This is a genomic window from Dapis brunnea BLCC-M229 (assembly GCF_050015995.1).
Lineage (GTDB): Bacteria > Cyanobacteriota > Cyanobacteriia > Cyanobacteriales > Microcoleaceae > Trichodesmium.
Window position 1 is genome coordinate 69,646 of record NZ_JBNHEP010000208.1, and the last position, 13,067, is coordinate 82,712.

The 13,067-nt window shown below is 35.2% G+C and carries 8 protein-coding genes; 1 reads left to right on the plus strand and 7 read right to left on the minus strand.

Features of this window, described 5'->3' with window-relative positions:
• Positions 1-129: 129 nt before the first annotated feature.
• From cas4 to ACP6PM_RS23490, 7 genes are all read right to left on the minus strand, one after another.
• On the minus strand, positions 130-756 hold the full coding sequence (gene cas4 / locus ACP6PM_RS23460) for a CRISPR-associated protein Cas4 (protein ID WP_426588912.1): 627 nt from the start codon (positions 754-756) through the stop codon (positions 130-132).
• Between the two features lie 484 nt (positions 757-1,240).
• Positions 1,241-2,065: a CRISPR-associated endoribonuclease Cas6 gene (gene cas6 / locus ACP6PM_RS23465; RefSeq protein ID WP_426588913.1), complete on the minus strand. Its 825-nt coding sequence runs from the start codon at positions 2,063-2,065 to the stop codon at positions 1,241-1,243.
• Positions 2,066-2,331: 266 nt separating this feature from the next.
• A complete protein-coding gene (cas3, locus tag ACP6PM_RS23470; protein WP_426588915.1) occupies positions 2,332-4,449 on the minus strand; it encodes a type I-D CRISPR-associated helicase Cas3' in 2,118 nt (705 codons plus the stop codon).
• Entirely contained in the window at positions 4,446-5,249 is an 804-nt protein-coding gene (gene cas5d / locus ACP6PM_RS23475; protein ID WP_426588917.1) for a type I-D CRISPR-associated protein Cas5/Csc1, read from the minus strand. The genes cas3 and cas5d overlap by 4 nt, the downstream gene beginning before the upstream one ends.
• Before the next feature lie 7 nt (positions 5,250-5,256).
• A complete protein-coding gene (cas7d, locus tag ACP6PM_RS23480) occupies positions 5,257-6,375 on the minus strand; it encodes a type I-D CRISPR-associated protein Cas7/Csc2 (RefSeq protein WP_426588919.1) in 1,119 nt (372 codons plus the stop codon).
• Positions 6,376-6,891: 516 nt separating this feature from the next.
• Complete coding sequence (gene cas10d / locus ACP6PM_RS23485) at positions 6,892-10,074, minus strand: type I-D CRISPR-associated protein Cas10d/Csc3 (RefSeq protein ID WP_426588921.1); 3,183 nt, start codon at positions 10,072-10,074, stop codon at positions 6,892-6,894.
• A 280-nt stretch (positions 10,075-10,354) separates the two neighbouring features.
• Positions 10,355-10,543: a hypothetical protein gene (locus ACP6PM_RS23490; RefSeq protein ID WP_426588923.1), complete on the minus strand. Its 189-nt coding sequence runs from the start codon at positions 10,541-10,543 to the stop codon at positions 10,355-10,357.
• A 517-nt stretch (positions 10,544-11,060) separates the two neighbouring features.
• On the opposite strand from ACP6PM_RS23490, the gene ACP6PM_RS23495 reads away from it, so the two are divergent.
• On the plus strand, positions 11,061-11,909 hold the full coding sequence (locus tag ACP6PM_RS23495; RefSeq protein WP_426588925.1) for a helix-turn-helix transcriptional regulator: 849 nt from the start codon (positions 11,061-11,063) through the stop codon (positions 11,907-11,909).
• The last annotated feature ends 1,158 nt before the right edge of the window (positions 11,910-13,067 follow it).

Here is a 13,067-nt window from a genome sequence, read left to right on the forward strand (position 1 = left end):
TAAATTCTAAATTGAAACTTAATCCGTATATCCGTGGCATAATCCGTGTGAGCAACCCAACCTACATTTAAACTTTTGACTTCTAAATTCTGAATTCTAAATTCTGAATTCTAAATTCTAAATTGAAACTTAATCCGTATATCCGTGGCATAATCCGTGTGAGCAAACCTCTTCCCGATATTTATTTACTCGCTCATTTGCTAAAGGTAAACATTGAGAAAAAAGACTACAACCACGACAACGAGGACTATAAACTGCCAGAGGTATAATTCCTGATTCCCACAACTTCAACACATCAGAAATAGTAGCGATCGCCTGGTTTCTTAAATCTGTTGAAATTTCTACAAGTTGCCGTCGATGAGATTCAGCATAATAGATATAACCAGTATTAATAGTTTTCCCGGTCATCTCTTCTAGACACAAAGCTTGAGCGCAAACTTGTAATTTATCATTATCCCATTTTCCTTTTTTTCCTCGTTTATATTCGACAGGAAAAAATTCACCATTTTCAGCTTCAATCAAATCTGATTTGCCGATTAATTTATATTTTTCTGACTTTAACCAAACAGCACGAACTTGCCAAACATCCTCTCGATTTCCTTCACCCAAAGTATGGATACGGTCGTGTAAAGTTGTACCTTCAATTGTGTATTGATTATCGACAAATTCTCCAGCACAAAACATCCGCCAAAAACGATGAGGGCAATAATTATATTGATTCAAAGCAGCAATTGGAACATAATCATTATTTTGCATAAAAAAAACCTCAATTTTTGATAGTAGAAAACCTAACCCCCAGCCCCCTTCCCTGCAAGGGAAGGGGGAGCAATAAAACTAAAATTAAACTTTGATCAAAGCCCCTATCTTTGTAGGAGAGGGGTTGGGGAGAGTTCTCTTCAAACAACATTTAACCGACTCACCATTCCCTGGGCAATAAGTATATTGATTCAAAGCAGCAATTGGAACATAATCATTATTTTGCATAAATAAACCTCAATTTTTGATAGTAGATTTTAAGACTTAATTCCTCAAAGATTTTTCTGTAATTGCGAGTCGGAATTGTGAATAGCAATCCTAAATAGGTTGTAATTTTTAGTTGGGTTTGGAGACCAAACCCCTACAGTTTTTTTCGCAAATCATTGAGAATTAGTAAATAACCTTTTTGATAATAATTAGCCAGTAGCGCATTAATTATTATTATGTTTATTTCTCCCCACACTCCCCACACTCCCCACACTCCCTAACTCCGCCTCACCATTCCCATTCCCATTGGCGTTTTTCTACCCAAACCACAATAGATAGCAAAATCAGCTAAAGCATTAATTTGTTTAATTTTCTCTGGTTCAATATCTCCAAAAATTCGATATGTCACCTCACCTACAACGCCAATAAACTTACTCCGAGAATCAGAAACAATTTCTGTATTAATATCCAAATAACTCGGATAAATAGACTCTAGTGGAATGTCAAAAAATTCCATCCCACTATATTTATCCCAACGATTCAACAGAGAATTAAACACACAATCTTTAGTAGGCATCGGTGTATCATAAGTTCCTTGGCGAAAACAAGTAGGAGTAGCAAAATTTAAAGTAATAATTCTCTGAGAATCAGAAGCATTTTCATATAATTCTTGATAGGAAAAAGAACCAACCCAAGGTTGCTCGGATTTGGGGGTACTCAGAATACTAATAATGTTTAAATTTGCCGGACCTAAATGCCAGGGTTTGTCGGGATTAATATTCAACCAAAGTTTAGTTAGTTCACCGAATAAATTCTCATCTAAAAGAGATATTCGCCACCAACAATTAGTATTTACTGGAATAGAATTTTTATGTTGCCATTGGAGGAGAGTATGGTTGCGACTTTTTGACTGGGGTTTTTTAGTTTGTAAAGGACTAATAGTAAAAGGTTTATTTGCAGTAGATTCATGGAGGCGATCGCCTAAATTTTTATCGACGGAACTAACTAAAGTTAAGAACAAAGCATGGAGATGTCTACCTGTTAGATATCCGTTAGGAATAGGAGATTTTGGGATTAGGTTAAGGACAAGACTATAAGGCATTTTTTTGATGTTGAAATTGATAATTTAATTTCTGTAGGGTGGGTTAGACAGAGATAATTTAGACTATTTCAAATTAATTTCTCACCGTTAACGAAGTCAGAAGTCAGATAGATGAGCCGTCGGATTGGCGACGTACAGAAGTTATTTTTGTAACGAGGATTTAAGTTCAAAAATATTTCGCCTTAAAAGACGGGATTACGCGAGCAAATTATTTTGATAAAAGTATTAAATTTCAGATAAATAGTAAAGGCAATGCGACATTAATTCTAAACAATTATGATGTCGTTAGTTTTTTTTAGATTCCAATATAAGCTATCTAAAAAGAAAGCATCTTGATTAAAAGCTATACTCCATGATTGGGAGCTAAGACTACCACCTGGTAGAATAATTTTTAATTCATAAACTTCAAATAAAGGTGGTAATGCACGACCTAATTTAATAGCTTTGGGATGACTATCTATTGCCCAGGCGACAATTTTTTTCCGATTTAAGGTTCGTTGAAGTAACCGCGTTGGTATTCGGGGTTGGGTTTTAATTTCTAAATCTTTGAGAGTAGTAATTTTACCAACTTTTCCCATAATATTTTCTTCTGGAATTTCAAACCATACTTGTCTAGTTTTTTCACTATCATCTATTAATCCAGTTAATTTAAAAAAGCCATACACGCCAAGCAATTTTTCTGGTGATGGTTCAATTAGTTGGGCAAATTTTTTTTCCCTTTCTACATCATAATACCACTCTGGTTTTTCTGTTCCAATTTTGTCTAAAGTTGCCATGAAAGTTTTCTTATCTAACTCTTGAAAAATACCCCGACGTAATAGAAACATTAGATTATATCGCTTGACATGAAAACCTATATCTTCACCTCGTTCGTCAATAATTGCTGCTTCAAAACCGTTACCTCGAAATGTTAGTAAAGGCTTCAAAATTAATTCTTTTTCATATCTCCATCGCTTTTTTTGTGCTGTCGAGTAATCTTTTCCAGTTAAATTTTTAATAACTTTAGTAATTTCCTCTTTAATCCGGGGTTTAGTATCTGGTTGAAACATTCCTAATACTAAGTTAGTCGCTTCAATCATTTCTACACAAGCGTGTTTGGCTAAGTAACCCTTAAAGTCTTGAGGTTGACGATAGGTTTCCTCAATTAGTTCTCGTAATTTATCCCTTGTTAAAGTGGGGTTTGATTGAGTTTTTTCACCTAAAAAATTGTAGACATAATCGGGTACTAATGCCAAAACTTCGTTAGGAATAGAGAGTGATTTAGAATGTCTGGCAATGCGTCCGAATCTCTGAATAAATTGACTGCTAGTTCGAGCTTCTAAAATTAGAAAATCTTTCTCAAACTTATTTTTGAAATCTACTCCTACTTCTATGGTTGATGTGCCTACAGTTACTTTTTTAGCTAATGCTTCCTGACGCATAACAGTGGAACTTAATCCATGAATTTCTCCTACTAAATCAAAGTCAAAAGCATTTCTAAAACATTTTGCTGCACCAATCGCTGCTGCCACTGAATCAAAAATTGCAACGTAGCGAGCGTCAGAATATTTTTGCTGAAACGATTCAATTTCTTCAAATGATTCATCTAATGCTTGTAATCCTTGCCAACGACTTAATTCCGCAGGTACTAATTTCAAATTTACTGGATGAGCGATAACTCTGGTGTTAGGATTATCTGATGGATGAGACTCAACTACTTCTAACCACAAACCTAATTTGTCACGCACCAGATTTACCATTTCTAAGTTGGGGGTTGCTGAAGCAAAAATTAATACCCTACCAACATTAGAGTTAATTGCATTTAAAGCTCCCACAAAATATGCTGTATCTGCTTGTTGTTTGACATTGTAGAGATGAAATTCATCAAAGGCAAACAAACGGTAACTACCTACCAATTCCCAAAGTCTTTGACGTAAACTGTTGATTTTCGGATATAATCCAAAAGCAACGTAAAACAAAATATCTGGATTAGTGAGTAAAATTCGTCTGTAATTTAATAGAGTTTCCAGAGTCTGACTATGACGTTGGAGTTCGAGATCGATTTGCCATTCGTCTAGTGCTTTACTATCTACTCGGATAACTCTATTACTGCCAACTTTTTCATATTCTTCAAGTAACGTTCTTTCCTGATCCGCTAATAATTCGTTAGTGGGATAAACGCCAAACATTGGTTTTCCTGTATTAATGCTATAAGCATAGGATGTTAATGTCTTGCCGCTACTTGTGGGAGTAATCAAAAATAAACATAAAGTTCGATTTGACTCGAATGCTTCACATATTAATTTGTAAGCTTCCCACTGATATTGATATGGTTGCTTACCTGTTAACCATTCGTCAGTTTTTATTTGCTCTAATGCAACTGGTAAAATATTTAGATTAATCATTTTTTTCGGCTTTTTTTAGTAGTTAGCGACCGCGCAACAAAACTCATATTAGCAGGGAGAAATACTTGAGCTATTTTTTCTATTTCTTTGTCTGTTTCTTCAAATTCAACAAGATAGTATTTACCAAATTTGTACTTAGGATTAGCAATAAGACGAGTAGGTAAAGTTGATGGGTAAATATCACAAATAATTGGATCGACTGGAATATCTCGCCAATTCAGTAGCAATGATTCTGTGCGACCTTGTTTTTCTTTTCGTTCTCTTTTTTTAGTAATTCGAGCGTCAAATTTTCCCTCTTTATCTTCAACTTTTTCAGCTTTTTTAAATCTCAGACATGATTTACCCATAAATTTGCCAAGACGAATGTAACCTTTACCTGTCAAAAAATTCTCAAAATTAGGGAATTTTGCCAGACAATTTGGATTAGCGATCGCCACATAAAACTCAAAAGTGCTACCTGGTCTAATTACACGAGCAAAACCCCAGTCAGGATAACCAATATTACGTTCTTTTTTTGGGAAACCATAAACTTCCTGAATCGTATTCCATTGAATTAAGCGATAGGATATTTCTAGCGGACGCGCAGGAGTTAAGTAAATTCCTAATTGATTGAGAGGTTCTAAATCTTCTTGATATTTTGGTTTTTGAAGCTGATGAAAATAGGGAGATTTTGCTAATCCCAAAGCATAAGATAAGGCATAATTATGGATATATGCTCCCGTTTCATAAACTTTTCCTCGCTCCGTAGTGGCGAAAAAAATATAATCCATTGTTTCTAATTTTCCTCGGTAAATATCCATTTTTTCATTACTTATTACTAATTTCACGAGCGAAACTGACAGACTGAGTATTAAGTTCGCGCAAAAATTCTGTCAGAGACGATTCATCTTTACTTAAATTGCGGGTTTCACTCAGTATTTCATCAATACCATATATCCAATTATTAGGTTGACTGTCGCCGAATTTTCCCAAGTAATCACTATTAGTAATAATGTGCAAACGACCGTTCAAATCTTCTGTAAGAGTTTGAATAACTGATGGAATATGGTCATCAAAATTTTGCTTAGACAAAAATACTTTCAGCAAGTCAATATTGGTGTCCCTTTCAAAAGCATCATAAAAACACTGACTGAACTCTAAATTGGAAAACAGTTCCATATCAGAAAAAGCAATACCCAGAATATGGTTACGCATAAACCCCTGTCGCGACGACTCTTTCCCGTAACGAGTTGTCCGCATCAAGTTAATCAGAATGTAAACAAACTCATCCATTGTCAAATCTACAGTCGTAACAACAGCAGGAAGAAAAACTTCCGGAGAAGTATAGTCATATTCTGTAATTGTTCCAGAAGTTTGCGTCTTTTCATCAATCACATTAAATTTTAAACCTTTTTGAATCAAAGCATAGGGACGAACACTAAAGCAAGAATCAGTCATCACCCGACTTCTACGAGAACCTTCTCCTTCAATTGCAGCGTAACCATAAGTCATGCAGTCAGTACAATGTCCGCATAACCCCGCTGTTAGATAACAGTCATCAAATTTGCGGATTTTTGATTTGTCCTTCTTTTTCTTTTCTTCTTGAGCGATTGCTTCTTCTCCATATACTACGCCATCATTAATCATTGCATAAGGAAATACTCCATATTGTCGCATCAAAGCTTTGCCCGTCCTTCGTTCTGGCGCAACTTGTTTGCGTTTAAACATCACCAGTCGATCCATAGGATCGGAATGAGTTAATCCTGCTTTAGTTCGTTCAATATCCTGTTGTTGTCCTCCTTCAGTCGTGAAAATTGCGTAAGATTTTGTTTCGCGCAACATGATAATACTTGCATATTTACCCATTGGTGTTTTCGGGATATTGCTGGCAAAATATTTGAGATACTTTTGTAAAGAATTAATTTTTGGAATATTGTTGTTAGTCATTTTTTTCTTTCTCCTAATAATAATTAATATCATGTCTCTTTGAATACCCACAATAAAAAATTGAGGGAACAGGGAACACTTAACTGGGAACAGGGAGAAATTTATCAGAGAAAAGATTTTTATTATGGCTAATTAATGAGACTTGATATAAGTGGAAAATATAGCAGTTCTTTAATCTATGAGTTACAGTCGCCCCCTGAGAAAGGGGAAAGTATTCAAAGTCCCCCTTTCTAATATCATGTCCGCTTAATTAGTGATAAAAAAACTTTTCGTCCTCAAGCTTCTTTCTTCCTGCTGAGTTCCTGTTCCTCTCCAAGGAGGGGTTAGGGGTGGGTTGACTCCTACCTAATTATTTATAACTATTCATCCGGACATGATATAAGGGGGATTTAGGGGGATTGTATTTATATCCCCCCGCCCCCTGAGAAAGGGGAAAGTATTCAAAGTCCCCCTTTCTAAGGGGGATTTAGGAGGATCGTAAATATTCCTCATAACTGTAAGAAATGCCAGTATAGTTTACTCAGATTCTGAAGAATCAGGTTTATTTTTATTTTTTGAATGAGTAGCTTTGTATGCTTCCCATTTTTGATTTATGTGTCTATCTGTGTAATAGTAAATTCCATCAGCAAGACTATTTTCTAACTTTAAAAATTCAGCAAATGAACTATCTGCTCTACTCAAAAAAACTTCATCAACTACTAGATCGATAAATTCTCTCACCAATTTTCCTAAATCATTTTGATTAGGATTAATGATACCATCACCACGTTTAGTATTCCGTCGTCGTTCCATAGCTTTAAGTACAGTTCCCGACGCTTGTTGCTTCAATTCTTCAATTGTTTGTTCAGAAGGAATTACTCCAGTTAAAGCTGTTTGACGTAACTCAGGTACTAACCTAAAAGCAGAACGCATTGCATCTACAACTTCCCGAAAAGCTAACTCATAATTATGTGCTTTTCCTCGTCCATACTCGCGATATGGCAAACGAATTTCTAATGATTTTTCAGCAATTTTTGTAACTAAATCCATAAGTTCACCTCCGAAATATTCTAGTAAAGTGTCACAAGCTTTTGTCAGAACAGAAAATGGAGATTTATCCTCATTCAAACGACTATATTCTTTGTAAAAATGCGCTCCCGCTAATTGATTAACTACCACATCTCCCAATCGTTCAGCAATTTGTTTATCTTTGCTTTGAGAGTTAGGACGATGTACGCAACTGGTAATCATCCACAAAGCTGCACATAAATCTAAAGCGCGCTCTAAACCGTTTTTATGTCCTTCCTCCGTTCCATACAAACTAACTGTATCCGCTCGACTTGCCAATTTAGGATCTTGGTCATTTCCGAGTAATTTGGCAATAATTGCAGGGGGTGAATCTAAAGTGATAGTTGCTTTCAATTCGTTAGGATCGGCAACAGGTAAATAAGGTAGTTCGGTAACATAAACCCGACTGCTAGTAAGACTAGAAATTACTGCCGCAGCGAATGTTGCTTTTGCCCATGCTTCAGTGCGAGTGGGAGAATTATCATCTCCTCCTCTAGCTGAATGTTCCCAGGGAATTAAATAATAGTTTGCTTGAGACTTTAATTTCGATTTTTCCTGACTGCTGTTATTATTTCCCTCCTCTTCGTCACTAAATTCTAGAGTGCTTTTCCCCATTAACAGTCGTTCACCCACATATCCCTTTTTTTCAGCTATTCGTTCTGCTTCGCGATTAAAAACAGCGATCGCTCTATCGATCCAATCTGAATCAAGTTTGCCTTCCTCCAACCATAATCTAGGAAAACCCGGTGCTGACTCTCCATAGTCTCGTATTGGTAAAGCAGTAACTTCTCGCAACGGACGCAAGATTCGATCCAAAAATTTTGCATATTCTGGTGTAAAAGAAAACGTCGGCAAAACATACAGGTGAATCCGACGAGAACTATTGTAATCAGCACCACTTGGTAAAGCTAAACCTATCAATTTACGCATGATAAATTCTAAATGGCAAATCGGACACCAAGGACGTAGTTTACCAATAGATTTTGCAGGTAAAACCCGGTTAGAAAAGTTTTGTCCTGAATCTCCAAAAACTCCCGTTCTCAAGTCTTGAGTATATTCACTAAATTGATTACAAATAGAGCAAATTTTGGAGTAACTTTTTTTCTTTTGAAGGCTATATCCAGATATTGCGTCGTCACTCAAATTAATTTCAGGTGCAAAAGATAAATGTAAGTTTTGCTCTAAATATTTTGTTAAATCTGGAGTAAAACCAAGTTCGGCAATAATTTTATTTCTACCTTTATTAATATCAATTTTTTTCAGAGCATTTATAGTTTTTTTATGAACTAATTCCATTACTGTCGCATCATCAGAAGATTCTGCCGAACGTTCCTTAAAATCAGAACCTTTCAAAAAATGATATCCAGGTATTATTATGTATTTACCAAGTCCACCACTAGAAAATAAAGATTCATCATCTTTCAGATTAGATATAATTTCTTCAGGTAGATCAAAAGTTTCACAAAACCAAATTACTCTATCTAAATCTGGATTTAATTCCTTTAGTGAACTATCTAAATAAAGAAAGTATCTTCTCACCAAAGACCATTTCTCCTGAAAAGATTTTGATTGATTTAAACTAACAGAAAATCTAGCTTCAAATGTTTCCTTCCAATCTTTAGGAGCATTTTTTTTCTCTGCTGTTTTGTTAATATCTTCATCTATCTTTTTCGGTTCGGCTTTATTAGTAGTGTCTAAAGCAATTTGCATTAAATCTTCTAAGTCACTAAAAGTATAGACATACTTTTCAAAATCAAATTTTTGAGTTCGTATCCCTTCTTTAGCTGCTGATTTAACCATTTCTGGTGATGGCTTTAAACTATTTAATACATCATCTACATTTTTTTTAATTAAATCTGCTCTCGAAAAATTTTGAATCTGTTTGAGTCCGATATATAAAGTTCCTGTAGCAAAATAGGCTATATCTTGAAAACCCAGTTCTTGATATAAACAATTTTTAACAGCAGTATGTATTGAATTTGTCAAAACTCCCCGAATATCTTTTAATTCATGGCTATACAGTTTGTATTGTGTCTTAAATTCTGGAGCCAAATCTTTCAAATAATTTTCTAATGAAAAAACCAATTTAGATGGTGATGTAACCGATGCAATAGTATCAGCAATTCTGACTAAAATCCAAAGCAAATTACCATTTTCATTATTTGAAAGTAATAAATCTCCATGATGCGTGCTTCTTTTACTAACATTTCCAGCCCGCATTAAATAGGCATCAACTTCACCAGAAAATTCAACTAAATCAAGATTTTTATATTCTTTTTCTAGTCTTTCTAGAGGAATAGAAAATTCCGATTTCCCAATTTTTTCAAAATCATTAAATTTATGTACATCGTGAATGCTGTATAAAGCCAGAGCTTCACGAATACTTAATTCATTTAAACCATAAACAAAAATTTTTTCAGTTTCAATAAACTTAAGAATCTCGAATAAACCAAAAGCTCCATTAAGAATATGTCCGAACATTGATTGTTCTGCTAAATGGGGATAATCAGGACCTCCTTTCGCCAGTATCAAATGATAATTATTTTGATACATAGCTGGAATTACAATCTTTATATAATCTTGAATAACTTCCTGGATAGATAAATTCTTTTGGTTAGATATATCAAATAAAGAAAGTTGTTTGCCATTCATTAATTTTTATCCTGTTTTTAAACTCCTGATTTTTTGATTTTGGCGATCGCCTCCTGTAAAAATCTTTCTCTTCTAATTAATTGATATTTCTATTATAAAAGTGCTAAGAAGTACCCTCTTCCACATAATTTCTGACTATTTCTGCACCCTAAGCAAGACAAGCAAGAATATCCCCAGGATATGCTTCCAGCAACTCCTCAAGAGTCGCTCCACTGGGAGCTAGGAGAAGTAAGAACACTTACTCCCCACTTCCTCAAGTAACCACAATTAATTGTGAAAGTTAACTGTCTCGTAATTCTAAATCAAAATAATCAGCGTAAGAGATTATATCCCCTCGATCATTTTCGACAGTTTCGTACTCCCACTCTTGAATTAACCTGTTAATTCGATCTATTTCTCGTTGGAAAGTTTCTTTGACTTCTGTCAGTACAGCAATTTTTTGTCTTTTTATCTCTGCTGAGTAGTTCATAAAATTTCCTCAATAGGTTTACTACCAGACAATCCGTGCTAACCTATGAGATGCGACCCACATAGGCGAACTTGGTTTTTATCCGGTTCGTCTTCTAGAGTAGCATATTTTTTTTATGTATTACTAGTATAGAGTAGAAAAAATTCACTATTGTCAGTTTTCTTTAACTCGGATAACTGTTACAATTTTCTACAGGCTCCAAGAAACCAAATAAATCTAATCCCTACCAGGGATTGAAAATTACTAAGTATCGAGTGGAGCCTCTTTAAAAATCCCTATCAGGGCTTTTAGGCTAGAGTAATACTCTGGCCTTTTTAATTTGCCCTATGAAAATACAACTCCAGAATAAGACCATAAAATCCACATCCAAGGAAAATGGTCTTTTTTTTTGCCAAAAATATTAAACTGTAACTCTACAATCGGCCATAACTATCTCTATCTCCATTTTGCATTTACAATATATCTATACTGACACATAACAATCAAAATAGCAACAATTTATAATTACATTTTTTAAATGCCAAGAAAAAAAGAAACAATTACACTGTCAATTCCACCAGGTACAAAAGCCCAATTAGAAGCTTTAGCAAGTCGTCTAGGCATTTTTTGGGGTAAAAGTCCCAGTCCTTCTGGATTAATAACTGCAATTGCAAAACAAGAACTAGAAATTGGGCCACCTTTTACCCTCAACCCCACTCAAGTCTCAGCTCTCTTACAAGCAGTCAAATTACTCAAAGACTCAGGATACATGGGAGAAGCGCAAGACATTTTAGCTTTATTATTAGAGCGAGGAAATTTGGAACAACCCCTACGTCAATCTTTACTACAAGAACTAGGTCAACAACAAACTGAGGCATGGCGCGTATTAGTCGAGCAATACAGAAATGACCGACAACCGTTTATTATTCTCTATCGCAATGCACAAGATGAAGAACTCGAATTTACCGTCCGCTATGCCGAAATTTCTTTTCAAGACAAGCGTTTTTATTTAGAAATATGGTGTGAAGAAACCGAAGATATTAAAAATACAGACTTTCCCGAACTTATCCACAATCGTTGTTTGCGACTAGACCGAATTAAAGCCATTGCCAAAACTCACGGACAATGGCGAGAAGAAGGTCTAGATTACATAAAAGTGTATTTGCACTTTTGTAAAGGTATGGTCAAAGCTTACGAACCCAGGGACAGAGATATCGAAAATGAAGTAGTGGGAGATGTCCGTCAAGTAGTTCGGCGGGTGTCCAACCCATTCTGGCTCATTCGAGAAGTATTAAAATATGGAGGAGACTGTGTAGTAATATCTCCAGAAAAATTGCGATCGCGCATCAAACAAAAATTATTAGAAACACTAGAGCATTATACTTGAAGTCAGAAGTCAAAAGTCAGAAGTCAGAAGTTACAAAATAGCTATTGTAGTGGACTGACACAGCTAAAATAGTGCGTTATACCAATTCCCATACATTAATGCTATACTTGGGCGACACTTCAGTTATCAAATAATTAATACAGGGAAAATAACTTATTGCCTAATTGTTAGCCAGTTAATGTTAATTATTATTATGTTTATTTCTCGCTATCGGACGTTGCATGCAACGTTCCTACCTACTCCCTTACTCCCCTACTCAAGAAAGTATAGAAAAGTTTTTGAGAAATGGTATTAGATGGAGAGGTAAACACACCTAGAAACAAAAATCTATTGCACAGTTTTAACCCATATTCCGCACGTCAAGTTGTAATATTAAAAGTAGTATAAAAAATGGTAGCGCGGGTTCGTATTTATACTCTATAAATCCTATTCATTGACCTTTCTCAGGAGTCAGATTCTCAGGAAAATATTAAGCATAAATACTCAATTACTTACTCCTATTGACCACTTTGATTGCCTCCTGTCTCCTGTCTCCTGTCTCCTGTCTCCGTTTTTCATGCTACATTTTGTCGTGCGGAATGTAGGTTTTAAGTGTGCCACTCCAGTAGTAGACTGACACAGCCAATTTTGTGCATTAGAAAATAGGGGGATGGTGGGATGGGGTGATGGGGTGATGGGGTGATTATGAAAAAAGCTAATGCACCATGTTTAGTGGACTGACACATATTCAATGGTGCGTTACGACGGACTGTTAAATGCCTTTCATAGTCTAAATCTTAGCCGTAAATACGCACCCTACAATAATCAACTACAAAATCTTACTTTTAACTTTGAACTTTTAATATTGATTAGCAAACATATTACACCTAAAAACAGAGTAATGATTAAAGCTGTACATTTGTTGATCAACATACCTGATTTGTTTCTGGTTTTAAGTCCTGTTAAAGTTAACATTATACTCAGTTTCCTTCACTTATTTCTGCCTACAGTTGAGGTGAAGTTTCTTCTGTAGGAGTTGGTAATTGTGTTTCTGTTACTTCTGGAGTAGCAGTTTGTTTCTTTGGAGTTTTATTGAGTTTTTCAAGTGGGGTTGATATGGGAAATGGTTTGACTATCTGCTTCTTGGAAGGTTTATTGAGTGGTATAGGTGCAGGTGAG